Annotated in this window: 17 protein-coding genes; 8 read left to right on the top strand and 9 right to left on the bottom strand. The window is 71.5% G+C overall.

The window, feature by feature from the left end:
* Positions 1–61: 61 nt before the first annotated feature.
* Together ACZ4WQ_RS18785 and ACZ4WQ_RS18780 are read right to left on the bottom strand one after the other, a co-directional pair.
* The gene (locus ACZ4WQ_RS18785; RefSeq protein WP_311729813.1) at positions 62–454 is read right to left on the bottom strand and encodes an STAS domain-containing protein; all 393 of its coding nucleotides are present in this window, start codon (positions 452–454) and stop codon (positions 62–64) included.
* A 137-nt stretch (positions 455–591) separates the two neighbouring features.
* Positions 592–1773, bottom strand: a complete 1182-nt coding sequence (locus ACZ4WQ_RS18780) for a DUF2330 domain-containing protein (protein WP_398371274.1) — start codon at positions 1771–1773, stop codon at positions 592–594.
* 305 nt (positions 1774–2078) lie between these two features.
* On the opposite strand from ACZ4WQ_RS18780, the gene ACZ4WQ_RS18775 reads away from it, so the two are divergent.
* Both ACZ4WQ_RS18775 and ACZ4WQ_RS18770 read left to right on the top strand, forming a co-directional pair.
* The gene (locus tag ACZ4WQ_RS18775) at positions 2079–3035 is read left to right on the top strand and encodes a beta-ketoacyl-ACP synthase III (RefSeq protein ID WP_358845888.1); all 957 of its coding nucleotides are present in this window, start codon (positions 2079–2081) and stop codon (positions 3033–3035) included.
* A gap of 68 nt (positions 3036–3103) precedes the next feature.
* Positions 3104–3508 (top strand): VOC family protein, encoded by a 405-nt coding sequence (locus tag ACZ4WQ_RS18770; protein WP_398371272.1) that lies wholly within the window; start codon positions 3104–3106, stop codon positions 3506–3508.
* 25 nt (positions 3509–3533) lie between these two features.
* Here ACZ4WQ_RS18770 and ACZ4WQ_RS18765 read toward each other — a convergent pair whose 3' ends face one another.
* The 3 genes from ACZ4WQ_RS18765 to ACZ4WQ_RS18755 all read right to left on the bottom strand — a co-directional run bounded on the left by ACZ4WQ_RS18765 (position 3534) and on the right by ACZ4WQ_RS18755 (position 5527).
* Positions 3534–4304 (bottom strand): helix-turn-helix domain-containing protein, encoded by a 771-nt coding sequence (locus ACZ4WQ_RS18765; protein WP_398371270.1) that lies wholly within the window; start codon positions 4302–4304, stop codon positions 3534–3536.
* Complete coding sequence (locus ACZ4WQ_RS18760; protein WP_311729809.1) at positions 4301–4525, bottom strand: hypothetical protein; 225 nt, start codon at positions 4523–4525, stop codon at positions 4301–4303. The genes ACZ4WQ_RS18765 and ACZ4WQ_RS18760 overlap by 4 nt, the downstream gene beginning before the upstream one ends.
* A 90-nt stretch (positions 4526–4615) precedes the next feature.
* On the bottom strand, positions 4616–5527 hold the full coding sequence (locus ACZ4WQ_RS18755; RefSeq protein WP_358845938.1) for a glutaminase: 912 nt from the start codon (positions 5525–5527) through the stop codon (positions 4616–4618).
* Positions 5528–5693: 166 nt separating this feature from the next.
* On the opposite strand from ACZ4WQ_RS18755, the gene ACZ4WQ_RS18750 reads away from it, so the two are divergent.
* Positions 5694–6284 carry an N-acetylmuramoyl-L-alanine amidase gene (locus ACZ4WQ_RS18750; protein ID WP_311729808.1) on the top strand — a complete coding sequence of 197 codons (591 nt, stop codon included), beginning with the start codon at positions 5694–5696 and terminating at the stop codon, positions 6282–6284.
* A gap of 31 nt (positions 6285–6315) precedes the next feature.
* On the opposite strand, the gene ACZ4WQ_RS18745 is transcribed toward ACZ4WQ_RS18750, so the two are convergent.
* Positions 6316–7917: a Na+/H+ antiporter gene (locus ACZ4WQ_RS18745; RefSeq protein WP_398371267.1), complete on the bottom strand. Its 1602-nt coding sequence runs from the start codon at positions 7915–7917 to the stop codon at positions 6316–6318.
* Between the two features lie 44 nt (positions 7918–7961).
* Between ACZ4WQ_RS18745 and ACZ4WQ_RS18740 the strand changes: the two genes are divergently transcribed.
* From ACZ4WQ_RS18740 to ACZ4WQ_RS18730, 3 genes are all read left to right on the top strand, one after another.
* Complete coding sequence (locus ACZ4WQ_RS18740; protein ID WP_358845885.1) at positions 7962–8222, top strand: UBP-type zinc finger domain-containing protein; 261 nt, start codon at positions 7962–7964, stop codon at positions 8220–8222.
* A gap of 382 nt (positions 8223–8604) precedes the next feature.
* On the top strand, positions 8605–9018 hold the full coding sequence (locus tag ACZ4WQ_RS18735; RefSeq protein ID WP_089511125.1) for an ATP-binding protein: 414 nt from the start codon (positions 8605–8607) through the stop codon (positions 9016–9018).
* A 40-nt stretch (positions 9019–9058) separates the two neighbouring features.
* The gene (locus ACZ4WQ_RS18730; RefSeq protein ID WP_385343410.1) at positions 9059–9943 is read left to right on the top strand and encodes an RNA polymerase sigma factor SigF; all 885 of its coding nucleotides are present in this window, start codon (positions 9059–9061) and stop codon (positions 9941–9943) included.
* Positions 9944–9995: 52 nt separating this feature from the next.
* Here ACZ4WQ_RS18730 and ACZ4WQ_RS18725 read toward each other — a convergent pair whose 3' ends face one another.
* Entirely contained in the window at positions 9996–10526 is a 531-nt protein-coding gene (locus ACZ4WQ_RS18725) for a hypothetical protein (protein WP_311729805.1), read from the bottom strand.
* 85 nt (positions 10527–10611) lie between these two features.
* Here ACZ4WQ_RS18725 and ACZ4WQ_RS18720 point away from each other — a divergent pair, with 85 nt between their 5' ends.
* Together ACZ4WQ_RS18720 and ACZ4WQ_RS18715 are read left to right on the top strand one after the other, a co-directional pair.
* Complete coding sequence (locus ACZ4WQ_RS18720; RefSeq protein ID WP_311729804.1) at positions 10612–11580, top strand: diacylglycerol/lipid kinase family protein; 969 nt, start codon at positions 10612–10614, stop codon at positions 11578–11580.
* Between the two features lie 318 nt (positions 11581–11898).
* Entirely contained in the window at positions 11899–12156 is a 258-nt protein-coding gene (locus tag ACZ4WQ_RS18715) for a WhiB family transcriptional regulator (RefSeq protein WP_003953983.1), read from the top strand.
* 197 nt (positions 12157–12353) lie between these two features.
* On the opposite strand, the gene ACZ4WQ_RS18710 is transcribed toward ACZ4WQ_RS18715, so the two are convergent.
* Entirely contained in the window at positions 12354–13823 is a 1470-nt protein-coding gene (locus ACZ4WQ_RS18710; RefSeq protein ID WP_311729860.1) for a sensor histidine kinase, read from the bottom strand.
* Between the two features lie 447 nt (positions 13824–14270).
* Positions 14271–15341 carry an SIS domain-containing protein gene (locus ACZ4WQ_RS18705; RefSeq protein WP_311729803.1) on the bottom strand — a complete coding sequence of 357 codons (1071 nt, stop codon included), beginning with the start codon at positions 15339–15341 and terminating at the stop codon, positions 14271–14273.
* Positions 15342–15353 lie beyond the last annotated feature (12 nt).

The following is a 15353-nucleotide window of genomic DNA, read 5'->3' as shown; positions in this document are numbered from 1 at the left end:
GTAAATGCGCTCGTGCGAGTGAATTTCTGCTCATACTATTGACACTTGGTCGGACACACTTTTACGCAATGGCGCCGCTGCTCCCTCCGGCGCTCACCTCCCCCGACCGCGCGACCGCGAAGGCCAGGTCGTCCACGACCTCGAAGGCCTCATCGAGCCGGACCATCCGCAGCAGCCGGGTGAACCGCGGGTCGACGATCACCAGCCGCAGCCGCCCGCCGCGCTCCAGCACGCGGTTGCGCAACCGGCACAGCAGGGACACCCCGGCACAGTCCAGGAAGGTCACCATCCGCAGGTCCAGCACCAGGTTCGGGCGGGCCGCGCGGGTGAGGGAATCGAGCCGGGCGGAGATCCTCGCCGCGGCGAAGATGTCCAGCTCGCCCGAGACCTCCGCCACCGTGACACCGCCGAGCACACGCACGCGCACGCCGAACGCGGGCCGATCGTCAAACATGAAGCCCCCTTGGGGTGATGGAGGCGCGACCACGTCAGTACATGACATACCCATCTATCCGCTCACCAGTCAACGAACAGGGCGGCAAGTGTCGTTGGCGTATTTGCGCCGACCACATGAACACCGCCCCGCCCGGGTCACCCGAGCCGTGGCGCGGGCGGGCCTCCCGGCCCCCAGTAGCGCTCCGCCCGCCTGCGGCGCCCGGCCTTCAACGCCCAGAACGCCGCGGCCACCAGGACCAGCAGGACGCCGCCCACGGTCAGCAGCCAGGCGGGGACGCCCCCCACCCTCAGCAGCTCGTGGTCATAGGTGACGCGCTGAAAGGTGGTGTCCTCCGCGGCGCGCCGGAACTCATGGTCCCCGTCGATGAGTTCCGGACGCGCAAACGACTGCTGAAAGCCGGTCAGGAACATCCGCCGCCCCGCGACCTCCGCCAGCTCCCCCAGCGGCGCCTGCCCGGGGGTGAACCACCCGGCGTAGGTCACTCGCGGCGCCCCGCCCCCGATGTCGCCGCGCGGCTCCATGCGGTGCGGCGCCAGCACATACAGCTCCAGGGCCTGCGGAGTCTTCGCCAGCCGCGACAGCCTCATCGGATAGACCAGGCGGGACGAGTCGAAGGTGAGCCGCAGCGGGTCGAGCGTCCCGCCGAGCACCTCCTTGGCGCCGTCACCCTTGTCACCGGCCACCGCGGGCGCCAGGCGCACCGCGACGTACTCCCACTTGGCGCGCACATACGGCTTCAGCCCCTCGGCCAGCCGGTCGGGCAGTTCAAATCCGTGCGCCTCCAGCCAGTCGCGCAGCGCGTCCGGGTCGGTCGCGGTGAGCCGGGCGACGTCGAACGGGCCGAGCCGCTCACGGCTGACGACGCCCACGCGCGGGGGCGCGCCGGCCCCGGCGCCGTCCCGGGGCCCGCCCAGGTACTCGATCTTCCGGTCGTCGAAGGGCCAGTCGCCCGGCCTCGGCCAGAAGTAGTGACGCGTCCGGCGCACCGGCGCGGTGAGCTCGCGCACCTCGTCGAAGAGGGCGCGGTCCCCGAGCCGGACCGTCGCCCGGTTCGGCACCGGCATGATCCAGGCCGCCTCGTGGGCGTCGCCGCCCACGGTCAGGCTCATCACGATCTCCTCGGTGCGGCCGTCCCAGCGCACCACCGACGTCTCGCGCTCCACCACCATGGTGGTGTTCCGGCCCGGCACCAGCCCGCCGCAGCCGCAGGCGTACGCCGGCCACACCAGCGATCCGAGCTGGAACGTCACCAGCGCCAGCACCACCAGCCACGTCCGCCGCCCCGGCCACGCCAGCCGTCCCCCGACGTACCGCACTCCGTACTCCCCGCTCGCGGCGCCCGGCTCCGCCGTGCCGCATCACACCGTGCCCGCATGTCGCCATGCGCGCGTTCCCCCGCCCTACCGGCGGACATGACCTCAGACGGCGGCCACGAGGGATCCGGTTCCTCCGCTGGAAAGGCCGTAAGCTCCAGAACTCGGGGCGCAAGATTGGCACGTACCGGCGTGTCCAGTGGCCGCGCGCCCCCACAAGACTGAAGGCGACCAAGCCGACCGGCTCCCCGCTCACCCGCACATCCGGGCGGCGGCCGGATGGACACCCGGGCGAAGGGCTAGACAGCATGACGGGTTCACGCATAGCGGCCGTCGGCCATTACCAGCCCACGAGGGTGGTCACCAACGACGACCTGGCCGCCATCGTCGACACCAGCGACGAATGGATCCGCACCCGGGTCGGGATCCGCACCCGGCACATCGCCCGCCCGGACGAGACGGTGGACGAGATGGCCGCCGCGGCGGCCGGCAAGGCCCTCGCCGCGAGCGGGCTCGCCCCCGCCCGCATCGATCTGGTGATCGTCGCCACGTCCACAGCGATCGACCGCAGCCCCAACATGGCGGCCCGGGTCGCCGCCCGGCTCGGCCTCGGCTCCCCCGCCACCCTGGACCTCAACGTGGTGTGCGCCGGCTTCACCCACGCGCTGGCCACCGCCGACCACACCATCCGGGCCGGGTCGGCCACCGCCGCCCTCGTCATCGGGGCCGACAAGTTCACCGAGGCGGCCGACTGGACCGACCGCTCCAGCTGTGTGCTGCTCGGGGACGGCGCGGGCGCCGCCGTCGTGGTGGCCGACGACACGACGTACACGGACGGCGTCCCGGCGATCGGACCGGTCGTCTGGGGCTCGGTGCCCGAGATGGGCCGCGCGGTGCGCATCGAGGGCACCCCGCCCCGCTTCTCCCAGGAGGGCCAGACCGTCTACCGCTGGGCCACCACCCAGCTGCCGCCCATCGCGCGAGAGGTGTGCGCGCGGGCCGGGGTCACCCCCGAGGAGCTGGCCGGGGTGGTGCTGCACCAGGCCAATCTGCGGATCATCGAGCCGGTCGCCCGCAAGCTCGGCGCGACGAACGCGGTCATCGCGCGCGATGTCGTCGAGTCCGGCAACACCTCAGCGGCCAGCGTGCCGCTCGCGCTGTCCAAGCTGGTCGAGCGGGGGGAGATCGAGCCGGGCGCACCGGTGCTGCTCTTCGCCTTCGGCGGCAATCTCTCGTACGCGGGCCAGGTCATCCGCTGCCCATAAGGGCGCGCCGCCGGGCGGTGTCCGATTCGTTCAAGACCGGGGGCCGGCCCGGTGCCTACGCTGCCCGCATGACAGCACGATTTGACGCGGTCGGCCTGGTCGCGACCGACCTGGCCGCCTCGCTCGCCTTCTATCGCCGGCTCGGCGTAAACATCCCCGCCGACGCCGATACCCAGCCGCATGTCGAGGCCACCCTGCCGGGCGGGCTGCGCCTGCTGTGGGACACCGTCGAGGTGGTCCGCTCCTTCGACCCCGGCTGGACGCCGCCGCCGAGCGGGTCCGGGCGCATCGGCCTGGCCTTCCTCTGCGACAGCCCGGCGGACGTGGACAAGACGTACGCCGAGCTCGTCGAGTCGGGCGTCGGGCGCGGGCACCGGGAGCCGTGGGACGCGTTCTGGGGCCAGCGGTATGCCACCGTCCTCGACCCGGACGGCAATGGCGTCGACCTGTTCGCGCCCCTGGCCACCGACTGACGGGGGCGCGCGGGCGCGGGCGCGGCTACAGCAGCCGGCTCAGCGGCACCCCGGTCAGCGCCCTGACCTCGCGGGCGAGGTGGGCCTGGTCGGCGTAGCCGGTGACGGCCGCGATCTCGGCGAAGGCCGTCCCCGCCCGCGCCGCGTCCAGTGCGCGGTTCAGCCGCAGGACCCGGGCCAGGGTCTTGGGGCCGTAGCCGAACGCCGCGAGCGACCGCCGGTGCAGCTGCCGCTCCCCCAGGCCCACCTCGGCGGCGACCTCCGCGACCGTCCGGCCACCGGAGAGCCCCGCCACGACCGCGCCGACCGCCCGGTCGGGCGGCTCGGCGCCGCGCAGCCGGTCCAGCGCTACGGCCTCCAGCGCCCGGCCCGCACTGCCCTGGCCCGTACCGCCCCGGCCCGCGCCGTTCCACCCCGTGCCGGCCCGGCCCGCCTCCTCCGCCAGCCGCTCGGCGAGCCGCCGCACCTCGGCGCCCGGCCACAGCGCCGCCAACGGCACCCGCTGGTCCTTCAGTTCGTACGCGGGCACACCGAGCACGGCCGGACCCGTGCCGGGGGCGAACCGCAGCCCGACCCAGCCGGTGCCCGGGGCGCCCTCCGCGAGGTGCGCCCGGGTGTCGGGCCCGGCCACGAACAGTTCCCCGGCCGGGGCGGCCGGGTCGCCGTAGCTCCAGATCAGGTCGGTACAGCCGTCCGGCAGCACACGCTGCGGCCCGGCCCCGGCGGTACGGGACCACACCACGGCCCGGCCGCCCAGCAGCCCTGATCGCCACTCCTGGTACGGCACCTCGCTCAAGGAACCTCGCGCAGATACATCGCGCCACAAGAATGGCAGAAAGGCACCGAGTCGTCCGTGGCCCAGACCTCCGCCGACTGCGTCTCCGCGTCCGGGTTCAGCTCGCGTCCGCACATCGCGGTCGTGCCGATGCCGCGCACCATGTGCCAGATCTTGACCGGCGCGCCGGCCACCCGCCCGGAGCTGCCCTCCTCGTATTCGGCGCGCATCTCGTGCTGCATGCGTACACCTCCTGCTCCTTCCATGGTCCCGCCCGCCCCGGCCGAACGCCACCGGGGTCCGCACCCCCGAAACACCGGCCAGGACACCGGCTAGAACACCGACCAGCCGGTCAGCGTCGTGAAGTGGTCCAGCGCCGCCGTCCCGGCCACCGAGTTGCCGCGGGCGTCGAGCCCGGGGCTCCAGACGCACAGCGTGCAGCGGCCCGGTATCACCGCGACGATGCCGCCGCCGACGCCGCTCTTGCCGGGCAGGCCGACGCGGTAGGCGAAGTCGCCCGCCGCGTCGTACGTGCCGCAGGTGAGCATGACCGCGTTGATCCGCTTCGCCTGGCGCGGCGACAGCAGCCGGGAGCCGTCCGCGCGCAGCCCGTGCCGGGCCAGGAAGCCGCCGGCCAGGGCAAGGTCGCGGCAACTCATCTCGATCGAGCACTGCCAGAAGTAGTGCTCGAGGACCGTGGGGACCGGGTTGTCGAGATTGCCGTAGCTGGCCATGAAGTATGCGAGGGCGGCGTTGCGGTCGCCGTGCTCGGACTCGGAGGCGGCGACGGACTGGTCGAAGGCGAGGCCGGGGTTGCCGCTCTCGGCGCGCAGGAACTCCAGCATGGTGGTGCTGGCGTCGCCGGTCAGGGTCTGGAGCCGGTCGGTGACGACCAGGGCGCCGGCGTTGATGAACGGATTGCGCGGGATGCCGTTCTCGTACTCGAGCTGCACCAGGGAGTTGAAGGGGTTGCCGGAGGGCTCCCGGCCGACCCGCCGCCAGATCCGCTCGCCGTCCTGTTCGAGGACGAGCGCGAGGCTGAACGCCTTGGAGATGCTCTGCACCGAGAACGGGACCTCCCAGTCGCCGACCCCGGTCACCGTGCCGTCCACGTCCGCGACGGCGATGCCGAACCGGCGCGGGTCCACCGAGGCCAGCGCGGGGATGTACTGGGCCACCTCGCCCTGGCCGAGCTGCGGTGCGACGTGGGCCGCGACCTCGTCGAGAAGTCCCTGGTAGTCCATGGTTCCGTGGTTCTCCTGCGCGTCGTCGAGCGGCTCGGAACGCACGATAACCGGAGTGCTTCACATCGCTTGCACCAGGACTCGTCACCGAGCGTTTTCATGGGTATGCACGGGGTGACAGTCGGGCCGCGAGGGGCGGCCCCGCACGACGCGAACGGAGGCGGCCATGGCCTCACCCATGTCCGCAGGGGACTTTTTGTCGGCTCTGGAGCGCGAGGGCCTGCGTGTGGTGCAGGTCGGCGACTGGCGCCACCACAACAGAAACCACAAGGGGCCCTGGGGCGAGGTGCACGGCGTGATGATCCACCACACGGTCACCTCCGGCACCGACCTCACCGTGCGGATCTGCCGGGACGGCTTCGACTCGCTGCCCGGCCCGCTGTGCCACGGCGTGATCGCCAAGGATGGCGCCGTACACCTGGTGGGCTACGGCCGCGCCAACCACGCGGGGCTCGGCGACGACGAGGTGCTGCGCGCCGTGATCGCCGAGAAGGCCCTGCCCCCGGACAACGAGGCGAACACCGACGGCAATCGCTGCTTCTACGGCTTCGAGTGCGAAAACCTCGGGGACGGAAAGGATCCCTGGCCGGAGGAACAACTGGCGGCGATCGAGCGGGCCGCGGCGGCGATCTGCCGTCATCACGGCTGGACCGAGCGCTCGGTGATCGGCCATCTCGAATGGCAGCCGGGCAAGACGGACCCGCGCGGCTTCACCATGGACGCGATGCGCGCCCGCATCCGCGACCGCCTGAAGTGACCCCGCGGACTGGCCCGAGTCCGGGCACCGGCTAGTCCTCGTTCTCCTCGCGGTAGGCCGCCGCCTCCTCCAGGTCCAGCCTGCGCAGCAGGGTCCGCAGCATCTCGTCGTCGATCCGCCGGGCGTCGCGGAGCTCCACGAACACCGCGCGCTCGGCGCCGATCACCTCGCTGGCGAGCCTGCGGTACGTGTCGTCGGCCGACTCCCCCGTCACCTCGTTCACCGCCCCGAGCCGCTCCCACACCGCGTTGCGGCGCCGCTCCAGCACCGTGCGCAGCCGGTCGGCGAGCGGCTGGGGCAGGGCGTTGCGCTCGTCGGCGAGGAGCTCGTCGAGGCGGCGCTCGGCGGCCCGCGACGCGTCGTTCTGGGCCTGGGCCTCCGCCAGGGTCTGGGCCTGGGGGTCGCGACCGGGCAGCGGGAGCACGCGGATCAGCGCGGGCAGGGTGAGCCCTTGGATGACGAGGGTGCCGATGACGGTCGTGAAGGTCAGGAAGAGGACGAGGTTACGGGCGGGGAAGGGGAGTCCACCGTGCACGGTGACCGGGATGGAGAAGGCGATGGCCAGCGAGACCACGCCGCGCATCCCGGCCCAGCCGATGACGACCGGAGCGGTCCAGTCGGTCTCCGGCTCCCGCTCACGGATCCGCCGGGAGAGCGCGCGGGGCAGGAAGGTCGCGGGGAAGACCCAGGCGAAGCGCACGCACACGACCACGAGGAAGAGCAGGGCCGCGTACCAGCCGGCCTCGAAGGGGCCGTACTCGCCCAGGCCCCGCAGCACGACCGGCAGCTGGAGCCCGATCAGCGCGAACACCACGGACTCCAGAATGAAGGCGAGCATCTTCCACACCGCGGTCTCCTGGAGCCTGGTGGCGAAGTCCACCTGCCAGGACCGGTGCCCGAGGTAGAGGCCGACCACGACGACCGCCAGCACGCCCGAGGCGTGGACCTGCTCGGCCGCCGCGTAGGCGACGAAGGGGATGAGCAGCGAGAGGGTGTTCTGGAGCAGCGGATCCCGCAGCCGGGTGCGCAGCCAGTGCAGCGGCACCATCAGGATCAGCCCGACGCCGACGCCGCCGATGGCCGCGAGGGCGAATTCCTCGAGGCCGCCCGCCCAGGTGGCCCCCGCGCCCACCGCCGCGGCCAGCGCCACCTTGTAGGCGGTGATGGCGGTCGCGTCGTTGACCAGGGACTCGCCCTGGAGGACGGTGATCAGCCGGGAGGGCAGGCCGACCTTCCGGGCGATGGCCGTCGCCGCGACCGCGTCGGGCGGGGCGATGACCGCGCCGAGGACGAGCGCGGCGGTCAGCGGCAGGCCCGGTACCAGCAGATAGGTGATCCAGCCGACCGCGACGGTCGCGAAGAGCACATATCCGATGGAGAGCAGGGCGACGGGGCGGATATTGGCGCGCAGGTCCAGATACGAGCTGTCGTACGCAGCCTTGTGCAGCAGGGGCGGCAGCACGAGGGGCAGCACGACATGCGGGTCGAGCGCGTACTCGGGCACCCCGGGCACATACGAGGCGATGAGCCCGGCGGCGACCAGCAGCAGTGGCGCGGGCACGTGTGTGCGGCGGGCCGCGCCCGCCACGGCCGCGCTGCCCGCGACCAGTACCAACAGGGGAAATACGTCCATCAGCCAGCCCGTCCCGCTCGTCTTGTCGGTTTAGTCTGGCAATCATGAACGAGTGTCCGCATGTTCCCGAGCTGCCGGTGCCCGAGCCGGAGCCGAGGTACGACACCTGCCCGGAGTGTCTGACCGTGGGAAGCCATCCGGTGCAGTTGCGGCTGTGTCTGTCCTGCGGCCACGTCGGCTGCTGCGACTCATCGCCGTTCCAGCACGCCACCGAGCACTTCAAGGAGACCGGACACCCCGTGATGCGCAGTTTCGAGCCCGGCGAGAGCTGGCGCTGGTGCTACGTGGACCACATGATCCTCTAAGGACTGCCCCATGGACGGTGTGGCCCGCTAGCCTTCATCACATGATCCGAACAGCGACGCCTTCAGCGGGAGAGGAGGGGAAAGGAGCCATGTCACCTGCGGATCCTTCAACGGGGCGACATCTCTTTCGAATTGAGGCCGCAAACCTCTAGCCACTGTGCGTACTCATGTGCTTACTATGAGTGATATCGAGGACCTTCGGGTCGGCGTTCACCCATGACGGGGGCCGTGCTTCGTCCGGGCGACACCGAGCCGCAGATCGCGATAGCGTCGCAGCCGAACCACGTGCCGCGCCGGTCCGTTTCCCCCTCCACCATAAGGGCTCACGACCGGCGCTCCAATCAGCTCAGCTCAATCAGCTTGTGTCACCTTGGAGGTGAGGGTGTCCCAGATCGCAGGCGAGCCCGGGACCCAGGACTTCGTAGAAGTCCGGCTGCCCGCTGAGGGTGCCTACCTGTCGGTGCTGCGGACGGCCACGGCCGGCCTCGCAGCCCGCTTGGACTTCACCCTCGACGAGATCGAGGATCTGCGCATCGCCGTCGACGAAGCGTGCGCGATCCTGCTCCAGCAAGCCGTGCCCGGCAGTGTGCTGAGCTGCGTCTTCCGCCTGATCGACGACGCACTTCAGGTGACCGTCTCGGCTCCGACCACCGACGGGCGCGCCCCCGAGCGCGACACCTTCGCCTGGACAGTGCTCTCCGCGCTCGCGGGCAAGGTCGACTCGACCGTGGCCGAGGACCGCACGGTCAGTATCAGCCTGTACAAGGAGCGCGGCGCCGGCCCCGGACAGCCGTGAAGGAAAGGGGGGCTCCGTGAGCACCGCATCATCGCGGGGAGTGCGTACCCCGGCCATCCCGCACCCGCCGGCCCAGCCGCATCCCGCGGACCCGGAGGCGGCAGGAGACCGACCAGAGCGGGCGGACCACATGGATCAGCATCAGCACGAGCGGCACGAGCGGCCCGATCCGCATGACCGCAGCGGAGCGCGGGCGATGTTCGTCGAGCTGCGCGGGCTCCCGGAGGGCTCCGAGGAGCGCGCCGAGCTGCGCAACACCCTCGTGCGGATGCATCTGCCGCTGGTGGAGCATCTGGCGCGGCGCTTCCGCAACCGCGGCGAGCCGCTGGACGACCTCACCCAGGTCGCCACCATCGGGTTGATCAAGTCCGTGGACCGGTTCGACCCGGACCGCGGTGTCGAGTTCTCGACGTACGCGACCCCCACGGTCGTCGGCGAGATCAAGCGGCACTTCCGCGACAAGGGCTGGGCGGTGCGGGTGCCGCGCAGGCTTCAGGAGCTGCGGCTCTCGCTGACCACGGCCACCGCCGAGCTCTCCCAGCGACACGGCCGCGCCCCCACGGTCCATGAGCTGGCCGAGCATCTGAGCATCTCCGAGGAAGAGGTGCTGGAGGGCCTGGAGTCGGCCAACGCATACAGCACGCTCTCCCTGGACGTGCCGGACACGGACGACGAGTCCCCGGCGGTCGCGGACACACTCGGCGCGGAGGACGAGGCGCTGGAGGGCGTCGAGTACCGCGAGTCGCTCAAGCCGCTGCTGGAGGATCTGCCGCCGCGCGAGAAGAAGATCCTGCTGCTGCGCTTCTTCGGCAATATGACCCAGTCGCAGATCGCGCAGGAGGTCGGCATCTCGCAGATGCATGTCTCACGGCTGCTGGCGCGCACCCTCGCCCAGCTGCGGGAGCGGTTGCTGGTGGAGGAGTAACGGGCCGCCAGGAGTACAGGAGTAAAGGCGGCCGGAGGGCCGGGGAGAGGGGTCAGGCGTCGCGCGGGCCGATGCCCAGCGCTTCCGTCGCCGTCGGGTTGATCAGCAGCGCCAGCACGGCAAACGCCGCGAGGGCGGTGGCCACCCCGACGGCGATCAGCCCGCCGCCGTTCTGCACCAGCGTCCAGGCCACGGGCAGCGCCATGAGCTGAGTGATCATCGCGGGCCCGCGGCTCCACCGCCGGCGCAGCCACAGCCCGCGGGCGGCGGCCAGCGGCAGCAGGGCCAGCGCCAGCACGGTCACCCCGAGCATCTCGGCCTGCTGCGGGCTGTCCGGATCCCCGGTCACCCCCATGATCAGCACATACACCCCCAGGCCGACCAGCACCGCGGCCTCGGCCGCGGCGAGCACCGCGGCCGCGGTCAGCCGCGTCGGGCGGGGGCCGGACGGGGCCGCGTCGGCGGGGGCCTGCGTGGTCGCCTTGGCCGTCGTCGCCTTCGGGGCCGTCGTCGCCTTCGGCGTCGGCTTCGCCGTCTTCGCGGGCCTGGCCTTCTTGGCGGAGGCGGACTTCTTACTGCTCACCCCGGCAGCCTAGCCGCCGCCCGGGTCCGGCCGGGGCGGGCCCGGGATTGCGGGCGGTTCATCATCAGTGGGTAGGCTGCTGCGCATGCGCGCACTCATCGTGGTCAACCCGGCAGCAACCACCACCAGTGCCCGCACTCGCGACGTCCTGATCCACGCGCTCGCCAGCGACCTGAAGCTGGACGTCGCGACCACGGAGTACCGGGGGCACGCCCGCGACCTGGCCCGGCAGGCCGCGGAGGGGGGCACACACGAGCTGGTCGTCGCCCTCGGGGGCGACGGCACGGTCAACGAGGTGGTCAACGGGCTGCTGCACAGTGGCCCCGACCCGGACGCGCTGCCCCGCCTGGCCGTCGTGCCCGGCGGCTCCACCAATGTCTTCGCCCGCGCCCTCGGTCTGCCCAATGACGTCGTGGAGGCGACCGGCGCCCTGCTGGACGCGCTGCGGGACGGCACCGAGCGCACCGTGGGCCTCGGCCTCGCCGCGGGCACGCCGGGCACCGCGGACGAGTCGGTGCCGGCCCGGTGGTTCACCTTCTGCGCGGGCTTCGGCTTCGACGCGGGCGTGATCGGCCGCGTCGAACAACAGCGCGAACGCGGCAAGCGGTCAACACACGCGCTCTATATACGCCAGGTCGCACGGCAGTTCCTCGGCGACCCGCACCGCCGCGAGGGGACCATCACCCTCAAGCGCCCGGACGAGGACCCCGTCGAGGGGCTCGTGGTGTCCATAGTCTGCAACACCGTCCCGTGGACATATCTGGGCAACCGCCCGATCTACGCCCTACCGGACGCGTCCTTCGACACCGCCCTTGACGTGCTCGGACTCTCCAAACTGTCCACGCCGGCGGCCACCCGCTATGTGACCCAGCTGCTGACTTCCAGCCCCGAACGGGGGCCCCGCGGCAAGCACGCGGTCTCGCTGCACGACCTGACGGACTTCACCTTGCAATCGCAGGCGCCACTGCCGTTTCAGATGGACGGTGACCATCTGGGACTGCGTACGAGCGTGACGTTCACAGGCGTACGCCGTGCACTGCGTGTGATTGTGTGAGTGAGACCGCAAAAAGTCCTTCCAGTCGAACGTTTAGCCTGGCTTCCACCCCCCGGAAGTAGGGCTGTGACAGAGCCGACACCAAGGAATCAAAAAAAACTTTCCGGAAGGGGTTGTATCCGCCGCCGAGGTTTGCGAGTCTCTTCTTGGCGATCGGGACGGCCTCCAGAAGGCCCCCTTGAGAGTCCGAATCCCCCTCCTCATTCCATGGGACCGCACCAGCCCCAACTGGTTGATGTCCCTACCCTTGTCGAGGGGTTCGTGAAAGCGTTCACATTCACAAGCAACTTTTCCGCAACACGAGGAGATGGAGCAGCCATGGACTGGCGTCACAACGCCGTTTGCCGCGAGGAAGACCCCGAGCTGTTCTTCCCCATCGGCAACACCGGTCCTGCGCTGCTGCAGATCGAGGAAGCCAAGGCCGTCTGCCGCCGCTGCCCCGTCATGGAGCAGTGCCTGCAGTGGGCGCTTGAGTCCGGCCAGGACTCCGGCGTCTGGGGTGGACTCAGCGAGGACGAGCGCCGCGCAATGAAGCGCCGTGCCGCTCGCAACCGGGCACGCAACGCCAGCGCCTGACGCCCACACCCCGTGGCCCCCGAGCCGCAGCGCGCAGTAACCCCGATGCGCACAGCAACGTGAGCTTTGAGCCCCGGACCGGAAACGGTCCGGGGCTCAGTGCTGTGCGGCTCAGTGCTGTGCTCAGAATGTGAGCGTGTGCTGAAGGTCTCACCCGGAATTCCGCCCGGCGCGACCCGGCGCGACCCGGCGCCGGGTCAGTGCTTCTCGGCCCGCACCGGGATGTCCAGGACCACCCGGGTGCCGCGCTCGGGCGCGGGCACCATGTCGAACGTCCCGCCCAGCTCCCCCTCCACCAGCGTCCGTACGATCTGAAGGCCCAGGTTGCCCGCCCGCTGCGGGTCGAACCCCTCCGGCAGCCCGCGCCCGTCGTCCTCGACGGTGACCAGCAGCCGCCCGTCCGCGCCGGTGCCGCCGCGCACCGCCGAGACCTCGACCGTGCCCAGCTCCCCCGGCCCGAAGCCGTGCTCCAGCGCGTTCTGGAGCACCTCGGTCAGCACCATGGACAGCGGGGTGGCGACCTCGGCGTCCAGGATGCCGAACCGGCCGGTGCGATGGCCGGTGACCTTGCCCGGGGATATCTCGGCGACCATGGCCAGCACCCGGTCGGCGATCTCGTCGAACTCGACCCGCTCGTCCAGGTTCTGGGACAGGGTCTCGTGCACGATCGCGATCGAGCCGACCCGGCGCACCGCCTCGTTGAGCGCCTCCCGCCCCTGGTCGGAGTCCATCCGGCGGGCCTGGAGGCGCAACAGGGCGGCCACGGTCTGGAGGTTGTTCTTCACCCGGTGGTGGATCTCCCGGATGGTGGCGTCCTTGGTGATCAACTCGCGCTCGCGGCGGCGCAGCTCGGTGACGTCCCTGAGGAGGACGAGCGAACCGATGTGGACGCCCTTGGGCTTGAGCGGGATGGCCCGCAGCTGGATGACGCCTTCGTCGCCCTCCACCTCGAACTCGCGCGGCGCCCAGCCGCTGGCCAGCTTGACCAGCGCCTCGTCCACCGGGCCGCGCACCGGGGCGAGTTCGGCGGTGGTCTGGCCGAGGTGGTGGCCGACCAGGTCGGCGGCCAGGCCGAGGCGGTGGTAGGCGGACAGGGCGTTGGGGCTGGCGTACTGGACGACGCCGTCCGCGTCGAGCCGGATCAGCCCGTCGCCCGCGCGGGGCGAGGCGTCCATGTCGACCTGCTGCTCGGGGAAGGGAAACGATCCTGCGGCGATCATCTGAGCGAGGTCGGAGGCGCTCTGGAGGTAGGTGAGCTCCAGCCGGCTGGGCGTCCGTACGGTCAGCAGATTGGTGTTACGGGCGATCACCCCGAGCACCCGGCCCTCCCGGCGGACCGGGATGGACTCGACCCGGACCGGGACCTCCTCCCGCCACTCCGGGTCGCCCTCCCGGACGATCCGGCCCTCGTCGAGAGCGGCGTCGAGCATCGGGCGGCGGCCGCGCGGGGCGAGATGGCCGACCATGTCGTCCTGGTAGGAGGTGGGGCCGGTGTTCGGGCGCATCTGCGCCACCGACACATAGCGGGTGCCGTCGCGGGTCGGGACCCACAGGACGAGATCGGCGAAGGACAGGTCGGAGAGCAGCTGCCACTCCGATACCAGCAGGTGGAGCCACTCGAGGTCGGAGTCGCCGAGTGCGGTGTGCTCGCGTACGAGGTCGTTCATGGAGGGCACGCTGTGAGCCTACCCGGACGGCGGATTCAGCCTTTCCGCGCAGAGCCGTGGACAGGCAAGACTGGTCTAGTCCAGAATGGGCCCCACTACGATCTTCCACTCTCCCCGCACAGGAGGGTGGATCGAGGCACGCGGGGCGCTCTGCCCTGACCGCTCCGGGCGCCTCAGGTCGGCCCGCTGCGGCCGATGCAACTCCGGGCTGCGGTGCCGGGCGGGTTGAGGGTCCCGCTTTGGCGCCGCGGCCCGCGGGTGGTTTTGGGGGGTCTGGGGGTCTGGACGCCTGCGGCGAGCCGTTTCCCCTACCCGCCCCTTCCCTCAACTGGGGCTCCGCCCCAGACCCCGAGAGTCCAGGGGCGCCCCCGCCCCGAAACGGGAGGCTCCCGCGCCTCGCAGGGAGGCGCGGGAGCCGGTGGGGGGTGGCGGCCCGTATCCGGTGACTCAGCGGGTCTCGGTGACCTTCGCGAGGGCGCGGGGGGCGTCCGGGTCCTGGCCTCGGGCGATGGTCACCTCGTACGCGAGCAGCTGGAGCGGCAGGATCTCCAGGATCGGCTGGACCTCCTCGGCCACCCCCTCCGTGGGCAGGGCGAAGCCCGCCGACGCGCGGTCGACCTCCGACTGGGCGCCGATCACGACCAGGTCCGCGCCGCGGCCGCGCAGCCGCTCCAGGACCGGCTGAAGCGCCTGGCCGCCCTTGCCCTCGGTGACGATCGCGATCACCGGGGAGATGTTGTCGACCATGGCGAGCGGGCCGTGCAGCAGGTCGGCGCCGGAGTAGGACAGCGCGGGGATGTAGCTGGTCTCCATCAGCTTCAGCGCGGCCTCCTTCGCGGTCGGGTAGCCGTAGCCACGGGAGGTGATCACCATGCGCTCGGCGAAGCGGTAGCGGCCGGCGAGCTGCTTCACCTCGTCCCCCCGGTCCAGGATCTGCTGGGCCAGCTCGGGGAGGCCCTTGGCGGCCGCGCCGTCGCCGCCCCGCAGGCCCTCGACGAAGAGGTAGAGGGCGAGCAGTTCGGCTGTGTAGGTCTTGGTCGCGGGGAGCGCGTTCTCCGGGCCGGCCAGCACGTCGATGTGGAACTCGGAGACGGCGGCCAGCGGGGAGTCGGGGTTGTTGGTGACCGCGAGGGTGATCGCGCCGGCCTCGCGGGCGGCCTTGGTGGAGGCGACCAGGTCCGGGGAGCCGCCGGACTGGCTGACCGTGATCACCAATACATCGGTCAGGTCCTGCTCGGCCCCGTACGCGGTGGTGGTGGACATGGAGGTGAGGCCGCACGCCTTGCCCAGCAGGACCTCGAGCAGATACTTCGCGTACAGCGCCGCGTTGTCGGACGTGCCCCGCGCGGTGAGGAGTACGAAGCGCGGGTCGCGCGCGGCGATCCGCTCGGCGATCTCGCGGATACGGGGCGCGCCCTCGTCGAGGATCCGACGCAGCACCGCGGGCTGCTCGGCCATCTCCCCGGACATGATCCGGCCCGGCTGGTCGCTGTGCTGTGCCGGAGTCGTGGCGGACATGCTGGGTGCCTC

It is taken from the genome of Streptomyces sp. NPDC028305, assembly GCF_055569495.1.
This window is presented reverse-complemented; position numbering and strand designations above follow the sequence as displayed.